Origin of the sequence: Pontibacter diazotrophicus (assembly GCF_003367245.1) — a bacterium.
Taxonomy (GTDB): domain Bacteria; phylum Bacteroidota; class Bacteroidia; order Cytophagales; family Hymenobacteraceae; genus Pontibacter; species Pontibacter diazotrophicus.
Genome location: NZ_QRGR01000008.1, coordinates 59899 through 84236 on the forward strand (window position 1 = coordinate 59899; position 24338 = coordinate 84236).

At 50.1% G+C, this 24338-nt stretch carries 19 protein-coding genes and 1 tRNA gene; 10 read left to right on the forward strand and 10 right to left on the reverse strand.

Translation table 11 applies throughout. The features are described 5' to 3' along the window. Positions 1-35: 35 nt before the first annotated feature. On the forward strand, positions 36-938 hold the full coding sequence (locus DXT99_RS08405; protein WP_115565102.1) for a histone deacetylase family protein: 903 nt from the start codon (positions 36-38) through the stop codon (positions 936-938). Between the two features lie 68 nt (positions 939-1006). Here the strand turns inward: DXT99_RS08405 and DXT99_RS08410 are convergent, their stop codons facing one another. The 4 genes from DXT99_RS08410 to DXT99_RS08425 all read right to left on the reverse strand — a co-directional run bounded on the left by DXT99_RS08410 (position 1007) and on the right by DXT99_RS08425 (position 4372). Beyond that, entirely contained in the window at positions 1007-1216 is a 210-nt protein-coding gene (locus DXT99_RS08410) for a hypothetical protein (protein WP_115565103.1), read from the reverse strand. Positions 1217-1263: 47 nt separating this feature from the next. Continuing rightward, positions 1264-1965, reverse strand: coding sequence for a methyltransferase domain-containing protein (locus DXT99_RS08415; protein WP_115565104.1), 702 nt, complete (start codon positions 1963-1965; stop codon positions 1264-1266). Then, positions 1946-3073, reverse strand: coding sequence for a type III polyketide synthase (locus DXT99_RS08420; RefSeq protein ID WP_115565105.1), 1128 nt, complete (start codon positions 3071-3073; stop codon positions 1946-1948). The genes DXT99_RS08415 and DXT99_RS08420 overlap by 20 nt, the downstream gene beginning before the upstream one ends. A gap of 183 nt (positions 3074-3256) precedes the next feature. Continuing rightward, on the reverse strand, positions 3257-4372 hold the full coding sequence (locus DXT99_RS08425) for an NAD(P)/FAD-dependent oxidoreductase (RefSeq protein WP_115565106.1): 1116 nt from the start codon (positions 4370-4372) through the stop codon (positions 3257-3259). 166 nt (positions 4373-4538) lie between these two features. Between DXT99_RS08425 and DXT99_RS08430 the strand changes: the two genes are divergently transcribed. Next, positions 4539-4922: a T9SS type A sorting domain-containing protein gene (locus tag DXT99_RS08430; RefSeq protein WP_246000585.1), complete on the forward strand. Its 384-nt coding sequence runs from the start codon at positions 4539-4541 to the stop codon at positions 4920-4922. Positions 4923-5013: 91 nt separating this feature from the next. On the opposite strand, the gene DXT99_RS08435 is transcribed toward DXT99_RS08430, so the two are convergent. Both DXT99_RS08435 and DXT99_RS08440 read right to left on the reverse strand, forming a co-directional pair. After that, positions 5014-5358: an SH3 domain-containing protein gene (locus DXT99_RS08435; RefSeq protein WP_246000586.1), complete on the reverse strand. Its 345-nt coding sequence runs from the start codon at positions 5356-5358 to the stop codon at positions 5014-5016. 153 nt (positions 5359-5511) lie between these two features. Continuing rightward, positions 5512-7329 (reverse strand): glycoside hydrolase family 15 protein, encoded by a 1818-nt coding sequence (locus DXT99_RS08440; protein WP_115565108.1) that lies wholly within the window; start codon positions 7327-7329, stop codon positions 5512-5514. Positions 7330-7579: 250 nt separating this feature from the next. On the opposite strand from DXT99_RS08440, the gene DXT99_RS08445 reads away from it, so the two are divergent. Then, on the forward strand, positions 7580-8395 hold the full coding sequence (locus DXT99_RS08445; RefSeq protein ID WP_115565109.1) for a phosphatase PAP2 family protein: 816 nt from the start codon (positions 7580-7582) through the stop codon (positions 8393-8395). Between the two features lie 148 nt (positions 8396-8543). On the opposite strand, the gene DXT99_RS08450 is transcribed toward DXT99_RS08445, so the two are convergent. Beyond that, positions 8544-9365 (reverse strand): phosphatase PAP2 family protein, encoded by an 822-nt coding sequence (locus tag DXT99_RS08450; protein ID WP_115565110.1) that lies wholly within the window; start codon positions 9363-9365, stop codon positions 8544-8546. Positions 9366-9730: 365 nt separating this feature from the next. Between DXT99_RS08450 and DXT99_RS08455 the strand changes: the two genes are divergently transcribed. From DXT99_RS08455 to DXT99_RS08475, 5 genes are all read left to right on the forward strand, one after another. Then, complete coding sequence (locus tag DXT99_RS08455; protein ID WP_246000587.1) at positions 9731-10183, forward strand: PepSY-like domain-containing protein; 453 nt, start codon at positions 9731-9733, stop codon at positions 10181-10183. 103 nt (positions 10184-10286) lie between these two features. After that, positions 10287-10961: a response regulator transcription factor gene (locus DXT99_RS08460; protein WP_115565111.1), complete on the forward strand. Its 675-nt coding sequence runs from the start codon at positions 10287-10289 to the stop codon at positions 10959-10961. Next, the gene (locus tag DXT99_RS08465; protein ID WP_115565112.1) at positions 10961-12226 is read left to right on the forward strand and encodes a sensor histidine kinase; all 1266 of its coding nucleotides are present in this window, start codon (positions 10961-10963) and stop codon (positions 12224-12226) included. The genes DXT99_RS08460 and DXT99_RS08465 overlap by 1 nt, the downstream gene beginning before the upstream one ends. A 68-nt stretch (positions 12227-12294) precedes the next feature. Then, complete coding sequence (locus tag DXT99_RS08470) at positions 12295-13566, forward strand: SdiA-regulated domain-containing protein (RefSeq protein WP_115565113.1); 1272 nt, start codon at positions 12295-12297, stop codon at positions 13564-13566. Positions 13567-14009: 443 nt separating this feature from the next. Beyond that, positions 14010-14885 (forward strand): phosphatase PAP2 family protein, encoded by an 876-nt coding sequence (locus DXT99_RS08475; protein WP_115565114.1) that lies wholly within the window; start codon positions 14010-14012, stop codon positions 14883-14885. Between the two features lie 227 nt (positions 14886-15112). Here the strand turns inward: DXT99_RS08475 and DXT99_RS08480 are convergent. Together DXT99_RS08480 and DXT99_RS08485 are read right to left on the reverse strand one after the other, a co-directional pair. Then, a tRNA-Arg gene (locus DXT99_RS08480) sits at positions 15113-15184 on the reverse strand. Between the two features lie 78 nt (positions 15185-15262). Beyond that, the gene (locus DXT99_RS08485) at positions 15263-16459 is read right to left on the reverse strand and encodes a Pycsar system effector family protein (protein ID WP_115565281.1); all 1197 of its coding nucleotides are present in this window, start codon (positions 16457-16459) and stop codon (positions 15263-15265) included. 624 nt (positions 16460-17083) lie between these two features. Between DXT99_RS08485 and DXT99_RS08490 the strand changes: the two genes are divergently transcribed. Together DXT99_RS08490 and DXT99_RS08495 are read left to right on the forward strand one after the other, a co-directional pair. Continuing rightward, complete coding sequence (locus DXT99_RS08490; protein ID WP_115565115.1) at positions 17084-20908, forward strand: BamA/TamA family outer membrane protein; 3825 nt, start codon at positions 17084-17086, stop codon at positions 20906-20908. A gap of 91 nt (positions 20909-20999) precedes the next feature. Next, positions 21000-22043 (forward strand): DUF6268 family outer membrane beta-barrel protein, encoded by a 1044-nt coding sequence (locus DXT99_RS08495; protein WP_115565116.1) that lies wholly within the window; start codon positions 21000-21002, stop codon positions 22041-22043. 83 nt (positions 22044-22126) lie between these two features. On the opposite strand, the gene ppk1 is transcribed toward DXT99_RS08495, so the two are convergent. Beyond that, on the reverse strand, positions 22127-24229 hold the full coding sequence (ppk1, locus tag DXT99_RS08500; RefSeq protein WP_115565117.1) for a polyphosphate kinase 1: 2103 nt from the start codon (positions 24227-24229) through the stop codon (positions 22127-22129). Between the last annotated feature and the right edge of the window lie 109 nt (positions 24230-24338).

Consider the following 24338-nt stretch of genomic DNA (forward strand, 5'->3'; position numbering starts at 1 on the left):
AACATGTGGTGCGGTATTATTGTTAGCTTTGTGTTATGTTAAAAATTGCCTGGACAGAAATCTTCGCCCACAGTTTACCGGAGGGCCATCGCTTCCCGATGGCCAAGTATGACCTGCTGCCGGAGCAATTGCTGTATGAAGGGACTATAACCAAAAGCAACCTTTTTGCACCAGAGCCATTGCCGGAGCAGTATGTGCTCGATACGCATGATGCCACTTACTGGCAGCGGCTCAGTAACCTGCAGCTTAGCCCATCAGAGATACGTAAAACAGGTTTTCCGCTGTCGGAGGAGCTGATACAGCGGGAGGTGGTGATAATGAACGGTACGCTGCAGGCAACCCTGTTTGCGCTGGAGTTTGGCATCGGGATGAATATAGCCGGTGGCACCCACCACGCCTTCACTGACCGGGGCGAGGGCTTTTGCCTGCTCAATGATATAGCCATTGCCGCCAACTACCTGCTCAAGTACAAAGGCTTTAAAAAGATTCTTGTTGTGGACCTGGATGTGCACCAGGGAAACGGTACTGCACAGATTTTCCAGCATGAGCCGCGCGTGTTTACCTTCAGCATGCATTGTGGCCATAACTATCCGTTCCATAAAGAGCAGTCAGACCTGGATGTTCCGCTGGAGGAAGGCACGGACGATAAAACGTATCTGCAACTCCTACAACATCATTTGCCGCGCCTGCTGGACGAGGAGCAGCCGGAGTTCGTCTTTTTTCAATCGGGAGTAGATGTGCTGGCGACAGATAAACTGGGTAAACTGGGGATGAGCATTGCAGGCTGTAAGGAGCGCGACCGCACGGTGCTGGAACTGTGCCACCGCCATAACCTGCCGGTAACGGTAAGCATGGGCGGCGGTTATTCCAAACAGATAGCGCATATAATAGAGGCCCACGCGAACACCTTTAGGCTGGCGCAGCATATCTTTTTTTAAAGATTTTCCGAAGTGTGTTTGAAAGGGGAGAATTTTTTATCTTTTGTCAAAAAGTCTTTCGTCAGATCTCAGTCTCTTTTCTTCAACTTATCCGTTTTGTCTTTATCGCCTGGTATCAGGAGCCTTTTGAGGATGAAGAAGATAACAGGAGCAAGGGCAAGGGCCAGTATCACCATCAGCACTACCTTCATTGCCTTTACAAAAATAGAGATGATGACTCCGGATATGATGATAGAGGCTACGAAGAGTAACCAGAAGTACAGGGTTTTCTTATCCATGAGTTCTAAATTTCAGTATGTGTGGGTGCTCCTGCAGGAGGGGCCTTTTAGCTCTTTTGCAGAAGAAGTTGCCACCTAAAGGCCCACATCCATCGCAATTTATAGGTCCGTACACCTGCCTGCTTTACCAATTGTTGTAGTTCGTCGCGCTTGAACGCCCGCCACACCGAAAGCGGTGCATCGTTCTTTACGAGGTATGAGCCTGAGAAGGCGGTTGTAATATACTTAATAGAGTAGTAAGCCAGCCAGTGCCGGTGCAGGTCATTGATGATAACGCCTAGCTGTGCCTGCTGGTAGAGCTGCCGGAACATCTGCACCAGTTGTGCATCGGTAAAGTGATGGCAGAAGAGGCTGCAGACAATAACGTCATACGGTTGCTGAGCAAATGTTTCCGAGAAAACATCGTGCTGCTCCACCCGAATCTCCTGAAAGTCTGCGCAGCGTTGGCGGGCGTACTGCACCATAAAATCGTTCGCATCTATCCCGATAAGTTCTACGGGTATGTTTTTGCGCCTGGCCCAGCGGGCTATGTTTTTCAGGGTGTCGCCGCCGCCGCAGCCAATGTCTGCAATACGCAGGGGCTGGCTTTTATGCTTTGCCGCGAGCTTGCTAAGCGCATCCAGCACTACTTTGTGGCCACCCAGCCAATGGTTGATCACCTCCAGTTCGTCCAGGTTCCTGCGCAGGTCCTCACTGGATAGCGTCAGGTCATCCATCAGCTCCAGTTCGTTAGATCGCCGCTTTAGCATCCGCATAGTGTACTTTCAGTAACATAGACTCCAGGGTAAGGCCCGGCCCGAAGGCGAAACTCAGCACCGGCTCGTCCTGCTCGTCGGTGGTCAGGGTTTCCATCAGCGCCTTCAGCACAAACAGCACGGTGGCCGACGACATATTTCCAAAATCGCGCAGCACCTGGTAAGCAAAGCGGTTGTCGTTACGCGTCATGCCTAGCTCCTGCTCAATTACCTCCAGTATGCGCCTGCCACCTGGGTGTATGGCAAACAGCTTTATTTCTGATGCTTTTGTTTTCAGGCCTTGCAGCAATCGGTCCGTCAGCTCCTTTATTCCTTTCTGGATGAGGTCGGGCACATACGAGGAAAGCGTCATCTCAAAACCAGTGTCGCCGATGTGCCAGGCCATCTCGCTTTTACCCGCCGGGGCTATGTCGCAGTGGAAGGATTGTAGCTCCAGGCTTACCTCTCCGTTCGGCTGGCCCTGCATTAAAACGGCTGCGGCGCCATCCCCAAACAAAGCGTTCGATACAAGATGGTCCTGCTGCGCGTGCTTCTGAAAATGGATGGTGCAGATCTCCGTGCAGACCAGGATGACTTTGGCTTGCGGGTCGGATTTGCAAATGGCGTCTGCTAGTTTGATGGCGTTGAAGGCAGCGTAACACCCCATAAAGTTAACGGCAGTGCGCTGCACGCACGACGACAGCTCCAGCCGCTCTACAAGTTCAATATCCAGGCCCGGCGCATACATGCCGGTGCAACTGACCGTGATAAGATGCGTGATATCCGAGAGAGAAGCTGTTGAAGTGTGGTCCAGGCAGTTGCGGATAGCATTTTCAGATAAATCGACGGCATATTTACGATACTCATCCATGCGTTGCTGCACCGTCGGGAATGGCTCCAGTGTTGGGGTGTTAGGGTAAAAGGTGAAATCGCCGTTCTGGCGGGTGTAATCTTCCAGCACACTGTAGCGCTGCCCAATGCCCGACACGCGGTAAAGGGCCTTCAACTTTCGGGTATCTTGCTCATCAAACTGCAGCGCTGTTGCCATGAAATCCGCAATTTGCATCTGCGGTATTTTGTTGGGTGGGTTAGCGGTACCTATGGCGCATATGTAGCTCTTCATGTATTTTTCGTTCGTTTACTGTTAATCGTTAGCTGCGCCATGAGATTGGCTACTACTGAACAGAAAACTCGAGGGATAGTTATAGCATCTGCCGGAATCCCAACAATGCTATACGCATTACGAGTAACGCTCTTAACTACGCAAGCGCCTGCAGATAAGATGTAAATAGAAGAAAAGGCAGTGTTAAAAAGGTTGCCCGTGCGTCTGGCGCATAATAAGCCTGATGGCAGGAGGCAAATGCTTTAGCATGCCCACTGCCACTTCTGATAACATTGGGCTTCCGAAAAGCTGCTGTACAGTGCGCCCCACCGTCAGGCGATTGGCGAACCTTTTTTTCCAGGAGTGGCTGTAGCCTTCCTCCAGTTGTTTTCTGTCGTGGCAGGTGCTGAAAAAATGCAGCACCTGCTCTGTCGCTATTTTGCCGGAATGTATGGCCATGGCCATGCCGTTGCCGCAGAGCGGCGTAATCATGCCTGCCGCGTCGCCGCACATGAGCATGTGGTTCTCGATACAGGTTTTGGTGGCAAAGGAGATTTCATTTATAACCTCCGGTTGCTCATATAGGAATTCCGCTTCTTCAAAAATCCGGCGCAGGTGGGGGTTACGGTAAAGCACGGCCTGTTCCATGGCGGGAATACTGCCATACTGCTTCAGGTTCTGGCGGGTTGTCAGGTAGCAGAAGCAGTAGCGGTCGTCTTCTATGGCCGAGATGCCGGCATAGCCATTCCTGAAGTTGTGGAGCGCAATCAGGTCTTTGGGGAAGTCGTAGCGGAGGTGGTATTTTACTCCGATATAGGGGGAGCGCGCCCGGAAGAAAGAGCGGTTCATCTGGCGGTCGAGGTTAGTGCGCTTGCCGTATGCTCCCAGCACCACCTTTGCCCGCAGGCTTTCGCCGCCAGAAAGGGCGACCGTGAAGGCATCGTCGGCAAAAGCAACCTCCTGCACCGTTTGATGCAGCCTGAACGTTGCCCCCTGCTCTTGTGCCAGTTGGTAAAGGTAATTGTCGAACGTAAACCGGCTGAGGCCAAACCCTCCCAGGTCCAATTTCGCCTCTAATGTTTTGCCAGTGGGGGAGGAGAGCATGAAGCGGCTGATGCGGGCAGGTTTGAGGGAACTCAGCTGCACGCCCAGCATGCGCAGGTAAGGCAGCACCTCGTTAGAGACATACTCTCCGCACACCCTGTGGAAGGGGTAGGCCTTTTTCTCAACCAGCGTTACCTGCAGCCCGGCCTTCGCCAGCCCCAGCGCACTGACCAAGCCAGCCAGGCCCCCACCTATAATAATTACGTCCTCCTCCAAAGCGCTTTATTTACATGTATGGTTTTAATCCTAAAATAAAAGTCAAAATTTGGTGAACAGCATGTTTATTTGGTGTATAATACAAGAACAAATTATTGTGCCTGCCGTTTTAAATAAGTGGAACAACTTTTGATTATATTGAATAAAGATTTAAAATATAACCTATATGAAGCAACTTATACTTTCTCTCTTCACTTGCATGTCCGTACTTATGGTGCAGGCCCAAGCCCGGACTCCTGCTCAGGTGCAGGCGGCGCAGCAGGCAGAGAAAGAGAACCCACTTAACTTAGCATCCGGTAATGAGGACGTTGCCATTTATCCAAACCCAAGTACTGGTGTTTTTACTGTAGAACTCAATAATCTCGATACCCGCAAGGTAGAACTCCGCATTATGAACGTTATCGGTAACGAAATCCTGCGCGAAACGTTGACCAGCGACGATGTCCAGTTTAAAAAAACAGTGGACTTAAACAGCTTTGCCAAAGGGCTTTATTATGTAAAGATAGAAGCTGATAACTATAGCACAGTGCGGCGGGTAGTGGTGAAGTAATCTTTTTCTGTTCCTTGATTTTAGGCGGCAGTCTCTGTAAATGGGGCTGCCTTTTTTGTTGCCATAGAGGCACAAATAAGCATGTTTGCGTTTACTTCTGTTCGGGTAGTATTATTTTAGAGATATACCCTGTGTGGGTGGATGTGTCCTGCTGCATGCGGACCTTCACGAAAACATTGTCTGTGGTATCAATAATATGCAGGCGTTGAGAAGTATCGAAGTGTGCGATAATGGTGCCTCCGAAACTGGGCCGGGCATAGAGATTTCCGCTGATGAGGGGACTGGACGCATATATGACATCCTTGGGAAGCGGCGCAGGTTCTCCTGCCTCACTGGCAACAGTAGCCTCAGCATCACCCTCCGGGTTATGGCGGTTACTGTCGTTGCAGGCCAAAAGTACACTAGCTATAAAGATAAACGGTAAAGTTAATTTCATCGGGAGAAGGTATACCACCTGTTATATATGCATCTCTGGAGATAATGTTTCTTTTAGTGCATTATTTATTAGTGGCAGCATGTTCTTTTGCTACGCCACAGTAAAAGGCAGATGCGGGAGGTTTCTGATTTGCATGAAGGAGGTGCTGTAATTTTAAAAGTTGCGTTTGTTTGGCTCTTCGTTCAGCATGTCGTTTATACTGAGTGCGGCACTTATGAGGCCCAGGTGGGTAAAAGCCTGTGGGAAGTTCCCTAAATGCTCCCCCTTCAGGCCCAGTTGCTCCGCATACAGCCCCAGGTGGTTGGCATATCCCAGCATTTTCTCGAAGTACAGCCGTGCCTTGTCTACCTGGCCAGACTTTGCCAGGCACTCCACATACCAGAACGTACACATAGAAAACGTCCCTTCCCCTCCGGTTAAGCCATCAAAAGCCTCATCAATGCGGTAGCGGAACACGAGCGCGTCAGACACCAGTTCTTCTTCTATGCGCTTTAGCGTCGAGAGCCAGCGCGGATCCTTGGGCCCGATAAACCTGATAATGGGCATCAGCAGGACAGAAGCATCCACGGTGTCAGCTCCTTTGTACTGCACAAAAGACTGTAGCCGCTCATCCCAAAAGTCATTGTGGATGGAAAAGAATATCTTGTCCCGCTCTTCCTGCCATCTGGGCGGGAGAGGATAGGAGTGATTGGCAGCTATCTTCATGGCCCTGTCAATGGCTACCCAGCACATCATACGGGAGTACAGGAAATGCTTTTTGCCACCACGCACTTCCCAGATGCCTTCATCTTCGCGGTGCCAGTTATCACAGACCCACTCCACCTGCTGCCTTAGGTCATTCCAGAGATCAAAAGAAATACGGTCTACATATTTGTCATAAAGGTAAATCGAGTCCAGGAGTTCTCCATAAATATCGAGTTGTATCTGGTCGTACGCTCCGTTCCCGATGCGGACAGGCCTGGAGCCCAGGTAGCCTTCCAGGTGGTTTAACTCTATTTCCTGCAGGTCCTTCTTGCCATCAAGGGAGTACATGAGCCGCAGGTAGCCGGCACTTCCCACATCGTCGCACTGCCTGTCCACCCAATCCACAAAGGCTTTGGCTTCTTTTGTGTGCCCGAGCCTGAGGAGCGCGTAAACGGTGAAGGAGGCATCCCTGATCCAGGTATAGCGGTAGTCCCAATTGCGAACGCCGCCGATTTCCTCCGGCAACCCGAAGGTAGGGGCCGCCACAATGGAGCCGTATTTGTGTGAGGTCAGGAGCTTTAAAACCAGGGCAGAACGGTTCACTACTTCCAGCCAACGGCCTTTGTAACTGGATTGTGCTACCCAGTCTTTCCAGTAGTTGATGTTATCGTACAGCCTTTGTGTAACAAACTCCTCCATATCTATAGCAGGCGGCGTGGTATGGTCAATAAATTCGATAACGAAATCCGCTTTTTCTCCTGTCTTCAGGCAAAAGGTTGCTATCGCATCTCCGTTTTCTATGTGCATCGGCACTGTGCTTTTCAGCCGGATTAAGGTGCTGTCCGGGCCTTCGCTTAGAAATATAATTTCGTTAGTGTTTAGCTGCTCTGTTACATGCGTGGAGCGGGCATAGTTGAAGCGCGGGCCACAGTGCATTCTGAAATCCAAATCCCCATGCACACAGGTTACTCTCCTGATCAGTTCTTTGCCCTGGTACAGCTCCTCCACAGGCATAAAATCAGTCACTTCACCAATTCCTCTGTCTGATAGAAACCTGGTGAGCAGCACATTGGTGTCGGGGAGGTAAAGCTGCCGGTGTTTTACATTATTTTCTGTGGGTTGTATAGAGAAACTGCCTCCTTTGTGCTCGTCCAGCAGAGAGGCAAAGATGGTAGGGGAGTCGAAGTCCGGGAAACACATAAAGTCAATGGAGCCGTTCAGGCCCACTAATGCCACGGTGTTGAGGTCTCCGATAACCCCGTAATTTTCTATTGGTTGGTATGCCATTTGGGAGCTTGTGGAATATAGTGCTATACTAATGTATACTTTTCATACGCTATAAAGTTGTATTCTATCAAGCGAATCAGAAGAAAAACCCCCGGCATGTGCTTCCTTCATTTAGCTCCTGCCCGGTTTGGGTGCAAAAGCTGAAGGCTTACAGCCGCTGTTTTCTTTGTTCAGTTAAGGCTTTGAGAATGCTACAGTTTCTCTTCAGAATTAAGAGGTAAAGTTGTGCTGCAAACTAAAAGCAGCAACCATGAAGTCAACATTACTCCTTCTTTTTGTACTCCTGCACTCTTTTCAGGCCTGGGCACAGCAACAGAATGAAACAAGCTCAGATACATTAGAACTTTCAGCCCCTGGCCAGAAGGCAGATTCCAGCTCACTTGCTGATGATATAAGGCGAAGTTTACACCCGCTGGTGCGCAAATCCATTGCACCCAGTATACTTATTGGGTGGGGGCTGACGCATATGGATGATGAGGGTTTGTTTGAGGGCAGCGAAGGGCTTCGGGATGCGGTGCAACGCAGCTACCCCGACTTCAGTACTACCATCGACAATCATACCGGTTTCGCCCCGGTAATTATGGCTGTGGGGCTCAACCTGGCCGGAGTAGAAGGGAAGCATCACTTTACAGAACAAGCAATATTGCTCGGAATGACCTACTTCCTGAACCGTAGCCTTACCAACAACCTGAAAAGCCTGATAAGTATAAAGCGGCCTGGCAGCGAGTACGATGATGCTTTCCCGTCGGCACATACCAGCACAGCGTTTGCCTATGCCACTTTCTTCCATAATGAGTATGGGAGCAAAAGTGCCTGGTATAGCATTGCGGGCTACTCTTTCGCTACTGCTACTGGTGTGCTGCGCATCCTTAACGACCGGCACTGGCTTTCTGATGTACTTGCCGGGGCGGGCATCGGCATTCTCTCTGCTGAGGTAGCACACCTGGCGTATCCGTTTTTACAGCGTAAAATCGCGAACAGCTTTAAAGAGAAACAGAATCTGGGCATAACGCCATTCTACTACCAGGGAGCCGGTGGAGTCGCTATCGTTTACCAGCTTCATTAGAACCTCATAAAACAGAAGTTGGCGATTGCATCGTCATGAATTCAGCAGAATAGCTTGATGACAGGGCGTATTATTTCCCCTTTCTGCCCTATCCTCTCTTAGATCAGAAGTAAACTTTATGCATAAGACTATATAAACATGCAGTTTATCAGAACTGCATGTACATGCCAACTCCCGGGCTGCCGTTTGGTAACACCACAGGCACTACGGATGTTTTCAGCCCGCCGCCTTCGGTTAACTTGGCATGTACCCAGTAGACCATGTTCACAGAAAGTATACCGACTCCGGCACCCGCCAGTACATCCGACATCCAGTGTTCGTTGTTGAGCACGCGCAGCACACCCGTTCCGCCCGCAATACCATAACTCACCACACTTATCCAGGGGCTCGTATGCCGGAACTCCTTATCCATGAAGGTGGCAATGGTAAAGGCATAGGCGGTATGGCCGGAGGGGAAGGCATAAGGTTCCCCGCTTGGTCTTTCGATATTGGCAATTAATTTGGTTGGCCCCACTATGCCTGATGTAATTCCTACGGCAGAAAGGAACAGGATAGTCTGGCGACTCAGTTTGTGGCGGTTCAGCGGCGAGATGAGATTAAAGCCATATAGCCCCACCAATGGCGCAAACATAGCAAAATCATCCGCATCGGTGCCAAAGTCAGGGAAAGTACGATTCCTGTAATCAAAGACATCATTGCTGCTTAACAGGCCCCGCCCCCCATACGTGTAAATTCCTGCCGCTATCAGCACAGCCGAAGGAAGAACAGCTCTTCTCAGAAACCGCTTGTCGCTTGCCTCCAGGCGCTGTGCATCAGTAAAAGGATTCTTCTGCCCGGGTAGAACACTGTCAGCAGGAACAACGATGTTTATACCTGCTGAGTCCTGCTCCTGGGCCACTGCCTGCAGTGGTGCCGCAAACAGCACGCTTAGCCAGATCAGGTGTAAGGTAAGTAAACTGTGGAGCCTCAAAACATAAGCTGCTTAGGTGAGAAATGTCTGTATGGATTGTAAAACGACTGCGGAGAAAAGGTGTTTCACAACGGCAGGAATACAAGCTGGCAATAAAAGCCTGAGAATGCTACAGTTCTTCTTCAAAGCCAAGCGGTAATTTGTGCTGCAAATTGAAAGCAGCAAGCATAAGGTCAACAGTACTTCGTCTATTTGTACTCTTGTATATCTTTCCGACCCGGACACAGCAATAAATTAAAACATGCTCAGAGAGATCTTCTCTTCCAGTGCTATGCTCTCTTAAATCAGAAGTAAACTTCAGATTCTGAACAGAATCGTGCCTGACCTTAGCATCAGTTATTTGTTAAACCTTATTTTTAAGAATCATGAAACTAACAAGGCACTTCCTTTTTATACTGAGCGTATTTCTGTTATCCTGCAGTAACGACGAAAATGACGTTGTCCCCAACGATGTTCCCGAAGCAGTAAAAAACACGCTGACCACTAACTTTTCGAATGCGATGGATGTGGAATGGGAAAAGAGCGGCACTAACTATGAGGCGGATTTCGACGTGGCCGGAGTTGACCACGAAGCCCTGATTGAACCCTCTGGCGAAATGCTGATGTATAAGTATGATATTCCTGAAACAGAACTTCCGGATGCTGTCACAGCGGCTATCAGCCAAAACTACAGCGGCATGCACATAGACGATGCAGAAAGGCTATACCAGGGGAATGATGAGTTCTACCAGGTGGACTTAGACAACAGCGGTACTGATGTTCATTTAGTTTTCTCTCCTGACGGGCAGGAGCAGACAGAACCGGCATACTGGGACTAATACCTTTAGCTGTTCTGAAATCAAGTGCGCCGTGAAAGTCTCCACAGGCGGGCAACAGCATTACTGCAGATTTAAAATTATAGGAAGCCTCGTTAAAGGATACATGAAAGTACTAGTAGTAGAAGACGAGCACGCGCTAAGGGAGTCAATTCTCACCTACCTGCAGCAAGAAGGGTATATATGCGAATCAGCGGATAATTTCAGGGATGCGAGCCTGAAAGCTTCTGATTACAGTTACGTCTGTGTAATTGTGGACCTGACCTTGCCCGGCGGTAGCGGCCTTGAAATTGTACGGCAGCTGAAAGAGAACAACCCGGATACAGGCATTATCATTATCTCCGCTAAAAACGCGCTCGACGACAAGATTACGGGGCTGGAAATAGGGGGTGATGATTACCTGACCAAGCCTTTCCACCTCTCTGAGCTGAATGCGCGGCTGAAGTCTGTTATCAGGCGGAGAAACTTCAGCGGACAGAAAACAGTGCAGGTAGGTGCTATCAAAGTTTTCCCTGATGCGGCAGAGGTTTCTGTATGTGATAAAAAGCTGGTACTCACCAAAAAAGAGTATGACCTGTTGCTGTACTTTATAGCAAACCGAAAACGCGTGCTCACCAAGGAGTCTATTGCGGAGCACCTGTGGGGCGACCACGTAGACGCCCTGGACTCGCTGGATTTTGTGTACACACACATCAAGAACCTTCGCCGAAAGCTGCTGACCGCGGGTGGCGAAGACTACATCCAAACGGTGTATGGCCTTGGCTATAAATTTAGCTGCTGATGCGAATATTAACTAAAACCAGTCTTTACTATCTCCTGGTGTCTTTCGTGGTTTTCCTGGTAGGTGGCTTCAGCTTTTATAAAATCATGCAGGCTGAGATCTATGATGAGGTAGATGATCAGCTTTTTACGGACAAAGAGAACATCATTGCCTATATCCAGGAGCACAACCGCCTCCCGAATGTTACCTCTGGTATATCAGAAGCCATCGTAGTGCGTGAGGCTGAAGCTGTGTCTCCTACCATTGAGGAACTGGCCGATACACTAATCTTCAGCAACTACGATGAAGAATACATTCCTTTCCGGTATCTGACATTTACCGCCTATCAGAACGGAAATCCCTACGAGTATACCATCCTGAAGTCACTCATAGACTTTGAGGATTTGTTTGAGAGCACCATGCTGGCCATGGCCTGGATCTTTCTGCTGTTGCTGTTTGGCCTCGGAGCGGTGAACTACCTGATCAACAAATACATGTGGCGACATTTTTATCAGATGCTTTATAAGGTAAAGCGCTATAGTTTGTCCCAGCACAAGCCGCTGCAGCTAAAAAACAGCTCCACCAAAGAATTTCAGGAGCTTAAAGAGGTTCTAATGGCCATGACAGAAAAGATACAGAGCGATTACTATAACCTGAAGGAGTTTACCGAGAACGCCTCTCACGAGATACAGACACCATTGGCTATTGTAAACAGTAAGCTGGAGCTCTTCATGCAGTCCGAAACCCTAACGCAGCAGCAAGCCCTGTTGGTGGAGGAAATGTATGCCTCCACCAACAGGCTGTCGCGCCTGAACAAGTCGCTTATTCTGCTTACCCGCATCGGGAACCGCGAGTTTAAGGAGCAGGAAAAGGTGCCGCTGCATGAACTTGTAGTGGAGCAGCTGGAGCAGCTGGAGGAGATGGCGTCGATGCGGGGGCTTGAACTGCTGCCCCCGGAGCTGGAATCAACTTATGTGTACATGAACCGTGGCCTGGCAGAAGTGCTGGTCTCGAACCTGCTGATAAATGCCATCCGCCATAACCACGAGGGCGGCAGCATAGGCGTGTCGCTGCAAAAAAGCATGCTTTGCGTCTGGAATACCGGCGAAATGCTGCAGGGGCCGGCAGACCAGCTGTTTGGCAGGTTTATGAGCGGGAACGATACCGGCGGCTCGTTGGGCATTGGCCTGGCCCTTGTGAAAAAGATCTGCGACCTCTACGATATGAAGCCTTCCTACAGTTACGCTGACGGAATGCACAGGCTTTGCATCTGCTTCTCTCACTAAGCAAAACAGGACCAGGACCTTCAGAATGATGTAATAACATTAACATCAAGAAACATAATGTAAGAGCTATGGAAAAGATACTGAATATGTTAGTGCTTATATGCGCTGTGGGAATATGCGCATGTAACAGCCTCTGGACCAGAAACGATATTCCGGAAGCCGTTAAAGTGCGTTTTACAGAAATGTATCCCACAGCGAAGCATGTGGCATGGGAAAACGAATCGGAAACATATGAGGCCAGGTTCGATGTGAACGGACGCGAGCGTACCGCTTTGTTTACAGCAGAAGGCAGGCTGCTGCAGTTTTCTGAGGAAATTCAGGAGCAGTACCTGCCGCGCCCGGTCCTGGACCAACTCCAGGCCCAGTATGCCAATTTTAATACTGAAGAGGCGCATAGGGTGCAGCAGGATAACAGCACCTACTACAAAGTGGAGCTGGAACAAAATAACCGGGACCTTTTGCTCTTTTTTGACAGCAGTGGCCGAATCTTAGAGCAACAGCCTGCAGTCCCTGAACATAGAAGCAGGGAAGAGGCCGGCCTTTTTGCTTTTGGCAGCTATAGTGAAGTGAAAGAAGAGCCTTACGGTTTGGCTGAAGTCAGTTGGGAGCTTCCGTCTGAATTGCGTGAAGTATCCGGTATATCATTTCTGAAGCACAATTTGCTGGCTTGTGTGCAGGATGAGGAAGGAACCATCTTTCTATATGATCTAGGAAAAAAAGAAGTAACCCGGAGGATTGATTTCGCTGGCCCGGGGGATTACGAGGGCATTGCCGTGGTTGGTTCTACAGCCTACGTGCTGCGCAGCGACGGCGCTATCTATGAAGTAGCTGATTTCATGGGGAAAGAGCCTAAAACCATCTTGCATGCGTCTGTAATGGCTGCTACGCAGAACACAGAAGGGCTGGCATACGATAGAAAAAATAACAGGCTGCTGGTTGCCGGCAAAGGCTACGACACTCGCCTCGGTAACAACAAAGGCATATATGCTATTCCGCTGGAAAACAATAAGATGCAGGCAGAGCCCGTCATTACTATATCGCTGGCACAGGAGCAGCTTAAAAGCCCCGGTAAAAAGCAGAAGAACGCTTATGATACACTTCAGCCTTCCTCGCTGGAGCTAAATGACGCCTCAGGAGAATTATATATATTGGATGCGGGAAACCACCGCATGTATACCCTGAGTCAGCAGGGCCAGATACAGAAAACAACGATGCTGGATAAAAAACAGCTCCGCCAACCTGAGGGACTGACATTCAGCGACACTGGCGACATCTACATTACCACCGAAGGCGGTAAAAAGGGTAAAGCCCTTATCATGAGACTCCCGAAAGGGGCCTAAGCTCATCAGCCTCGCTCCTGTTAAGCAGCCTGTGTTCTTTCTCCGTTTAAGACGAATGACAAACTTTCACCGTCCTCTTAAAACTTATTTTCCTGATTGAAGGAGCTTTGCCGCACTTAGAGCATGTTTAAAATTTATTCTTTGAGCTGCAAATGTGCGCTTTCAGAACCTGACTACGGCTGTTTTTCGTGCAATAGCGCTGCTATTACCCTCAAAACGAGCCTTGTCAGAACCTAAAATCACCCATTTTCGCTTTCAAAAATAAAATTTAAATATGCTCTTAGCTTTCACACTACAGAATTACTACAACTTCAGGTAGTACCATTGAGGAAGACAAAGGGTGAAAAGCGAAAGCCTGTGAACAGGGCAGTAGTACAGTTCCCTTTGCTGGATAGAACACAAAAGACAGGTAAAGCACTCTTCCACTTACACTATTACAAGTCATGCAAGCATCATGCTGCTTCTCTAAACGCGCATTTATACAGGTACAGTTATTTTTTGCAGCGATGCTTTTCCCGCTCAGCATCTATGCACAGCCACAGGCGCAGGCATTTCCAGATAGCACGGTGCAGGTTTTCTCTTGGCTACAGCCTAAGGAGGGAGCGGAGCGGGGGAAGTTAGCAGGAGCCGTCTCTCCTGCAATAAAAAACACTGCCCTGGTAGCCACCGCGCTTGGCTTCTGGACAACCACGTTTGTTTTCCTCGATGAGCCCGTACAAAGTTTCTTCCAGCGCTACCGAGGCACTGTAACAGAGCATGTAGCAGGTGTTGTAGAGCCTCTCGGCCGCCAGAAATACCTGATGCCCGCGGCCGGTGTGGTACTTGCCTCCGGACTGATACTTAAAGATGAGAAGCTGCAAAAGGCAGGCATGGTCTCTATAGGCAGTATACTGGTGAACGCAGCAGCGACGAGTACGCTCAAGAAATCTTTCGGCAGGCACCGCCCGGACGTTGCCACTGAAAACGACAGGTTCGATGGCCCTTTTAAAAACTCAGGGCATACTTCTTTTCCTTCTTCGCATACCTCTACAGCCTTTACAGTTGCCACTTCTATTGCCTCCGTATATCGGGAACATAAGCTGGTTCCGCCCATCGCATACGGGCTGGCCACGCTTGTGGGCATATCCAGGGTGCATGACAATGTGCATTGGGCTACTGATGTAATAAAAGGCGCAGCGGTGGGTTACTTCAGCGCAAAAGGCGTGAACTACTTATACGACCTGGCAGACCAGAAGCTGAAAAACCGAAGGCAAAAGCTCCTGCTGGCACCCAATTTCGGCCCGGAAAATGCCGGCTTCAGCGCCACACTCGTCTTTTAGCCATGGCAGTTCTGAAGGTTAAAGGGCTGTTCCCCTGCTGCGTCGCACATGCATCATGTTAGGAGAGATACTTTAAAGTCAGACAATACTTTTCATTTCACTCTGACGGCTATGACAGAAAACTGTTCGTCGCGCTGCGCATGTGAACAAATGATTCTGGAACAGGACGGGAATACAAAAGCAAAAAGCCTGCAAATTTCAAATTTGCAGGCTTTTTGCTTTTGTAGTGGCCTTGCCCAGAATCGAACTGGGATCTAAAGTTTAGGAAACTTCTATTCTATCCGTTGAACTACAAGGCCGGCAGGAGGTAATTGCTGGTGCAAATGTACATCAATTACCTCCGTTTTACAAGTAGCCGGATATTTTGATGTGCCGTGTTAATAGGTAGCAAAAGCAATAGCAAAGCCAATAACAGTAAGCACCAGCCCGATCATAAAAACAGAGTAGGAGATGCGCAGAATCCGGTACTTTCGGCTTAGCACATCGCCCAGGAAATAGATGTCGGTGATCATGTTGTTGTAAAGGGATTTTTTGTCGCGCATAATATCGTGCATTCCTTCCTGGAAGCCTTCTAGAGGCAGTTTGCTGAAGTTACCGAAGAAGAGTAAGCTGACGTTGCGTGTGTTCACCTTCTTCTTCCTTTTTTTCATGTTAAAGCTGGTAACCTCTGGCTGCGCTGAAATGATGGCAAAAACCAGGGATCCTAACGTGGTAAGCAACAGCAGGCTTATCGGGATAATGATGGTGCGGTGCCGGGCAAACTCAGTCCCTATCATAGCAGACTGAGCGCTGATGTACGTAATAACAATGGACAGGATGATGGCGTTGAGGCTGATCATCATGTTGGCTTTATTATCGGCCATGGCGCTGAGGTCGAGGTGCGTACGGTAGGTGCTCCGGAACATGGTTTCGATGCCCCGCTTTGGCTGTGCCAGCGTTTCACGCCCCTTCTTGTCATTTTTTTTCTTTTTCTTGTCTTCCTCGCTCAGGCGCTCGCGCTGCTCCTGTATGTTCAGGCCGAGCTGCGCTGCAAACATATGCTGGGCCTCATTGGTGTGCAGGCTGGTCGAGAGCAGGAAATCCATCTGAAACTGTGCCCATTCTCTGTCAGAGAAGAATTTGTCCAGAAAAATTTCCCACTCCACGCGCAGCAGCTCGGCCGTGGCTGCGAAGGTAGGCTTTCCTATGTTCGATAAGTCGGCATCTACTAACAGCTCCTGCAACAGGCCCTGCGGCTGTACGTCGTGCTTGGTGGCCATTATCATGCTTTCAATCCGCTCAATGCGGTCTTCCGGGTAATCGTGCTCTGTCAGCCACTCCCTCGCAAAGCGGATGCTCTCCTCTTCATGGCCCTGGTACTCATTCACGTAGCCCGTGTCATGAAACCAGGCTGCCAGTATCAGGTCCTGCATGTCCGCAGCGTCAATGTTGCTTCTTTGCCCAAGGTCCTGTGCCACAGACACTACCTCGAGGGTATGCCGGTAGTTGTGGTATACCAGTTTCTTCGAAAGTCTTTCTTTGAATAAGTTAAAAACAAACTCGTTGGCTTGTTTAATGAGTTTAGGTTCTTCCATAAAGGTTTTTGCTTCTGTATTGGGCATTATGGTTGCGGAAGGCAAATTACTAAGCCCAACGGCTTTTATGAGCGTGTTCTGATTTTGTTCTGAAAGCGAAAATGCGTGACTTCAGGTGCTGACAAGCCTCCTTTTCAACGCTGTGGCGCCAAAAGGAACGTCCCGGTTCTATCAGGACAGCTGCCGTCAGGTTCTAAAAGCGCGTATTTGCAACTCAAGGAACATTATCAAAACCGGCTCTCTGGGAGCATGCTGCATATTCAAATGCACAATTGTTTGCGGTTACGGTAAAAAAACGCTTTTGGTTAGTTAACGGGCATTTGATACAGGGGTTAACAGAAGGCTGGCAGCAACAACCAAAAACAGCCTCTCTCGTTTATAAATGTCAGTCCTGCTGACCCCAATGGTACCCCATTTATAGACGGATGAGGCCAGGGACCCACAGCTATAGAACCCACTATGCAGTACCCAACTTCCTCCTTTATACAGCGCCTGCTAACCGTGTGGTGCACGGATTTCAGGATAAAATGCTATATTGTCTCCAGCGCTGTGGCAACAGTTCCATCTGGTGCAAGTACTACAGGCAATTTGCCTTATGCAGGGCATGTTATACCTCAGTAACCTATGATCCAAAATCTACTAAAGCGGCAGGGACTACGGTTCCGCCTTTTTTGGCAGGTCGTATTAGGCCTTACCCTTTCTGCCTGTGTTTCCAACAAACCATACTATAGCCGCGATGCGCTGGATTGGGAGCAGTCTGTTCCAGATCCGGAAAACAAGCTGCTGTATACGGTTTTCCTGATTGGCGATGTGGGCGCTCCTGACCTGGAAGGGGAGCCTTCGCTGCTGCTCATGCGAAAGCAGATGGAAGAGGCCGGAGCCCGGAGCGCCACTATCTTTTTAGGGGACAACGTGTACCACAACGGTTTGCCGGAGCCTGGTGCCTACGACCGCGAAATATCCGAGGCACGCCTGAACGCACAACTGGACATCCTGAAGGGATATGCCGGGGAGAAGTACATGATTCCGGGCAACCACGACTGGAACCACAGTGGCCGCGGGGGCATTGAATACATCCTGCGGGAGCAGCGCTATGTGAACGAGTACCTCACCGACGAGAATATTGTAGTGGGAGGTGACTTCTTTGTGCCCGGCAACGGCTGCCCCGGTCCCTATGAAGTAAAGCTAAGCGATGATCTGGTGTTGATCGCCATAGACTCAGAGTGGTGGCTGCACCCCTTCGACAGGCCGTACGGCGACAACACGCATTGCGGGGCTGCCACTGAAGTGGATTTCCTGGTGCAACTGGAAGACATCATCGAAAAGAACAGCGGCAGCGACATTTTAGTAGTAGGGCACCACCCCCTGATGAGCAGGGGCGCGCACGGCGGGTTCTTCTCGTTGAAAGACCATATCTTCCCGCTGACCATGCTGCGCAACTGGATGTACCTTCCGCTGCCTGTTATTGGCTCTATCTATCCCTTTGCCCGGAAATACGGCGGCATTCTGCAGGACATACCACACCCCCGTTATCAGGCTTATATCAAAGGCCTGATGGACATTTTTACTAAATACGACAACATTACTTACGCTGCCGGCCATGAGCATGCCCTCGAGTACTTTAAGCCCGATGAGGTGCCTCTTATTGTGAGCGGGTCCGGCTGCAAAGTGCAGTACATAAAGCCAGGAGGCAATGTAACCTATGTGCAAAAAGTAAAAGGTTTTGCCAAAACCCTGTACTATGAGAACGGAGAAGTATGGGTAGAATACTGGGTGCCGGACGGTGACGGCGCCACGGGCCATGTGACGTACCGTGCACCGCTTTATGCCAAGCAGCCACGGGAAGCGGCACCTCTTGTAGAAGACGATACCAACTATGCCGACAGTACCATAACAGTGGCTGCCAACAGGCAGTACACCGCCTCCGGGCTGCGTAAGACGCTGCTGGGCGAGCACTACCGCAAAGAGTGGGCCGCCCCGGTAGAAGTGCCCCTGCTGGATATGAAGAACCAGTTTGGCGGCCTGACGCCCTACCAGAAAGGCGGCGGCAAGCAGACTGCCTCGCTGAAGGTCCGCAACCCCGATGCCAAGGAGTACACGCTGCGCACCATCGATAAGAACCCAACAAAGGCACTGCCGGAATACCTCCAGGAAACAGCGGCGCGCAGCTTGCTCCAGGACCAGATATCAGCGCAGCATCCTTACGGGGCACTGGCTGTGCCACCGCTATCCGATGCCGCAGGCGTGTACCATACAAACCCGGAACTAGTGTACATTCCCAATACGCCATACCTGCGCCAGTACATCGATGAATTCGGGAACACGCTGGCTCTGCTGGAGGAAGATGCCGATGAGAACCATGAGGAGACGGCAAGCCTGGGCTATGCCGAAAACCTGGTAGGCACAGAGAAAGTACTGGACGAACTGGAGGACGACAATGATAACGAGGTGGACCAGCTGGAGTATGTCCGTGCCCGCCTGCTCGACATGCTCATCGGCGACTGGGACCGGCACGAAGGGCAGTGGCGCTGGGTAGAGGAAGAGAAGCCCGATAAAGGCAACCTGTATACCCCTGTGCCGGAAGACCGTGACATGGCTTTTTTTAAGGCCGATGGCTTCCTGCCCTGGCTGGCTACGCGCCAGTGGGGTATCCGTAACGTGCAGCACTTCGGTTACGACTATACCGATATTGTGGGCCTTAACCTGAGCGCCCTCACCCTCGACCGCACTCTTACCTCCCGGCCTGTCCGGCAGGATTGGGTCCGGCTGGCGCAGGATATCAAAGCCAGCGTAACAGACGAGGTAATAGAAGAAGCCGTGAACCAGTGGCCCGACACCATCCGGGCGCTCTCCGGCCCTGAGATTGTTGCTAAACTGAAGTCCAGGCGGGACAAGTTGCCACAGGCAGCCGAAGCATACTATGACTTCCTGGTGCAGTACGTCGATATTTCGGGCAGCGACAAGCATGAACGCTTCGAGGTAAAGCGCCTGAACGATGAGCAGGTGGAAGTAACAGGATATAAAATATCCAAGGAGGGCGAAGTGCTGGAGCAAATCTACAACCGCACCTTTTTCACAAACGAAACAAAAGAGATACGCATCTACGGCAGAGACGGGGAAGATGAGTTTGAGGTGACAGGTGATGTAAACGAAAGCATTGTGGTGCGCATTATCGGGGGAGGCGACGAAGATGAAATCGTGGACAGGTCCAGTGTGCGCGGCCTCAGAAAGCACACCGTTGTCTATGATGCCGAGGCAGGGAATGAGTTTGTATTTAGCGACGAGACCAAAGACAAAACAGAGGAAGACCCTGATAATGTGACCCGCTACGACCGCGACAACTTCAAGCTGCCGTACCTTGGGCCGAGGTTATCTGTAGCGTATAACGTAGACGATGGGCTGTTCCTAGGCCCCGGCTTGCTATGGCGTACGCAGAAGTTCCGGAAATCCCCTTATGCTGCAGAGCATCTGCTGGAGGCCAACTACGCCTTCCTGACCAGGTCCTTTAATATACGCTATACCGGTGATGTGCGGCAGGTGCTGGGGGACTGGAGCCTGGCGCTGAGCGGTAACCTGCAGGGGCCGCAGTACCAACGGAACTTCTATGGCCTTGGAAATGAAACCGAGCAGACCTCTGACCTGGACGACAGCTATTATCATGTCCGTTTTAAACGGCTGGCCTTAAATGCATCGCTTTACAAAGACCTCACTACTTTCCTGAAAGCAGGTATAGGCCCTACGTATGATCGCTTTCAGGTGGTGACTCCGGACAATGGGGAGAACTTTCTGCTGAGCGAAGCGCGTGCGGGGAGGCTGGAGCCCGGCACTTACGATCCGGAGGGGGGAGATTTTAATGTGCAGCATTACGCAGGAGTCTCTGCATTCCTTCACCTGGATGTTATCGGGGCGGGCAGCAGTACAGATGCAAACCCGCGCATCGGCATGCGTTTCTATAACCGCATCAGCTACCTGCACGAACTCAACGGAGAGCAGCTGAATTTCACTAATGTAAGTTCTGAGTTCAGGTTCTATATCAGCCCTAACTTTCCGCTACAGCTTACATGGGCAGGAAGAGTGGGAGGGGCGCACAACTTCGGCGATTTCCGGTTTTACCAGGCCAATACGTTGGGGGGAACCTCTAACCTGCGCGGTTACCGCCGCACGCGCTTTGCTGGCCGCAGCAGCCTGTATGCCAATGCCGAGGCGCGGATACAACTCTTTGACTTTAACCTGTACCTGACTCCCGGCAAACTGGGCGTGTTGGGTTTGTTTGATGCTGGCCGGGTTTATTATGACGGCGGTAGCAGAGGAGCTTTTTTCCGCAGCCTGCACACGGGGTATGGTGGTGGCCTTTGGGTGGATTTCCTTAACCGGACTGTGCTTACGCTCTCATATACGGTAGGGGAAGATGATAAACTCTTTATGCTAAACTATGGCTTCTTTTTTTAACACAAAGAAAGCAAATGAGTATAAGGGGAGAATAATAAACCTGTATGGCCTTTCTGCTATACAGCGGGCTATAACAGCTCAAGGATAAACTATGATAAAAACAAATTTACTTCTGTGTGTGGTGGTCCTCCTGTGCTTCTGGCAACAGGCGCAGGCGCAGCGAACCGAAAAAACGGAAGGCTTACAAGATGTTATTGAATATGCCTCGCCCGGTGTAAGGAACATGGGCAAGCCCCGGGGCATTGTTATCGGTTATGAGCGCCTGCCGCAGTTTGATATAGAGTCCCGCTCTCCTGACCCTACTGTTGGCAACGGCAGCAACCGCGTCAGGCGGAATAACCTGTTTGATGTCAGAGCGCTGGCACCCATTCTTAACAAGCCGCAGACAAAATTGATATTGGGTTTTGGGTACAATTTTGAGGAGTATAACTTCTCTAACCTTCCAGCGAACTACAGCCTTTATCAGAATCTGGAAGATAAAAACCTGAAGAGCATTGGTCTGCAGCTGGCGTACCTGCACTCTCTTGATGAACGCCGCTTTTATCTTATCCGCGTGAAGGGGGAGTTAAACGGAGACTATACAAACGATAATGTTAACATCGTCGATTACCTTAAAACAACGGTAGACATAGCGTATGGCTGGAAACTGAATCCTGATCATTCCTGGGGTATTGGCGCGCAGCTTGGGTATACGTTTGGCCGCAGGCGGGTATTACCAGGTGTGCTTTATAACCGCACCTTTAATGATAAGTGGGGCGTAGAGTCTATCTTTCCGGCTAATCTACGCCTGCGGCACAATGCAAACGAAAAAACACTCCTGTACGTGGGGTACAGGCTGGAAGGAGCCAGTTATAACCTGTATTTAAACGAACCGCCGCTCTCCCCGTTTGGCCAGGTGGAGTTGCGGCGCACGGATATAAAAGCTCTGGTGCGCATGGAGCGCGAGATTTATGACTTTCTGTGGTTTTCTGTGGAAGCAGGTTTCCGGCAGTATTACCGTAACAGGATCTTTGATGAAATCGGTTCTACTAATGAGCTCATAGATAATGACCTGGCGGGAACGGGCTATATAGGCGTGGAGCTTTATGCAGTGCCTCCACGCAAATGGGTAGAAAAGAGTCGCAATAACAACTAATATTCCGGTAAGTCAGGCTTAAACAAAAAGAGGGAGAAGTTCATACAGAGAACTTCTCCCTCTTTTTGTTCGGCAACCCAGGTTTATTCTTCCTCCCGTATCGGGTTCATCCCCTCCGGTATCAAATCACGGAGGTAATCATAAGTTGCGTATTGCGAGCGCATGTTTGTCTGGTCGCCTTGCCCCAGATAGCTGTTGTCTACGGTTCTGGCTTTTATATCGTCGGCTAACTGCAGGTCAATGATATCACGCACCTGCTTCACAAGGTGCGGTTGCAGCAGCGGGAAAGCCACTTCCACCCGGCGGTTCAGGTTGCGGGTCATCCAGTCGGCAGACGCGACATAATATTCCTCATTGCCGTTGTTGTGGAAAATGTATACCCTCGCGTGCTCCAGGTAACGGTCCACGATGCTGCGCACTTCTATGTTTTCACTTACTCCCTCCACTCCCGGCATAAGGCAGCAGATGCCGCGCACAAGTAAATTCACTTTTACGCCAGCCTGGCTGGCAGTATATAGCTTCTTTATCATGCGCTCATCCTGCAGGGCGTTCATCTTTAGAATAAGGCGGGCGGGCAGGCCTTTTTTAGCATGCCTTATCTCCCGGTCTATCAGCTTTACAAAGCGCTCCCGCATGTTGAGCGGTGCCATGAGCAGGTGATCGAACTTCTTATCCGGGCTTCGGTCTATAAAGAAGTTAAATACCTGCTCTACATCTTTGGTGAGGCGCTTATCAGCGGTAAATAAGCCATGGTCGGCGTAGATGGTAGAGGTATCTTCGTTGTAGTTGCCTGTGCTCAGGTAGGCATAATTTATCATTTTGCCACCTTCGTTTCTGGTTATCAGGCCAAGCTTGGAGTGCACTTTTAACTCTGGCACACCAAAAATGACGTTGGCACCCGCCTTCTGCAGTTTGCCGGCCCAGAAAATGTTCGATTCCTCATCAAAACGTGCTTTCAGCTCTACCACTACTGTTACCAGTTTGCCGTTTTTGGCTGCCTTGGCCAGGGCTTTGGCAATGGCTGATTTATCTGCTACCCGGTATAGCGTGGCGCTCATAGAAGTTACTTTCGGGTCTTCGGCGGCTTCGTTAAACAGGCGCAGCACATAATCAAAAGATTGGTAAGGATAGTGTACCAGGTAGTCCTGCTTTTGCATGGCGGCCAGCATACTAGGCTCCTGCTCCAGCTGGGGGTGCACCAGCGTAGGCTGTGGGGTATACTTCAGGTTGGGCAGGTTAAAATCCGGAAACTGGAAGAAATCGCGGAAGTTATGGTACTTGCTGCCTTCTACAAGTTCATCTTCGGTAATACCGGTATGCGCCATCATCATGTCCAGCAAGTCATGGGGTGTTTCCGGGTCATAGAGCAGGCGTGCCGGATAGCCAGTTTCGCGCTTTTTCAGGCTTTTCCGGATCTTCGCCATCAAATTACCCGATACTTCCTCTTCTATATCCAACTCAGCATCCCGCGACACTTTCACCGCGTGAGAATCAAACTGCTGATATTTGTCAAAGATCCGCGGCAGGCAGAACCGGATGACATCATCCACGAACATCACATAGCGTTGCTCGTCTACGGTCGGCAGCTTTACAAAACGGCCGCCGTGTTTTTTAGTCGGTATTTCGAGCATGGCGTAGCGCTCTGGCTTCAGGCCCTCTCCCTGCGGTTCCCACATCTTTACGCCCAGATACACTGTCTGATCTTTAAGAAAGAGATGTGTTTCTGTTTCATCCAGTATAATGGGCTGCAGCAATGGCAGCACTGTCTCCTGGAAATAGCTTTTCACCCATTCCTGCTGCTCCGGGTTCAGTTCATGCTCTGTGAGCAGGTTGATGTTGTGCGCGCGCAGGTCTGCCAGTATGCCTTCACGGAATACATGCCCAAACTCCTCCTGCTGGCGTTTAACCTCACTTATCACCTGGTCAAAAATTTCAGAGGGGTCTGTATTCAGTTTCTTGCGGGTTTTTTCTTTCAGTTTAATGAGGCGCTTGAGCGTAGCTACCCGCACCTTAAAGTACTCATCTAAATTAGCTGAGAAAATGGCCATAAACTTGATGCGCTCCAGCAGAGGTACATTTTTGTCTTTAGCCTCCTGCAAAACTCTGTAGTTAAACGCAAGCCAGCTCAGCTCTCTGTTTATCATGGGGTAATCAGGGGTAGCCTGTTCCTCTTTCTCTTTTTCCATATGGGTGGTTGTCTTCTCTAAGCTTGTAGTAAAGCTACTACGGGTTAATGTACTAGTTGGAAGGGAATTAATGCGTTAGATCCTGTTTATGTCTTGTGTTTGAAAACGA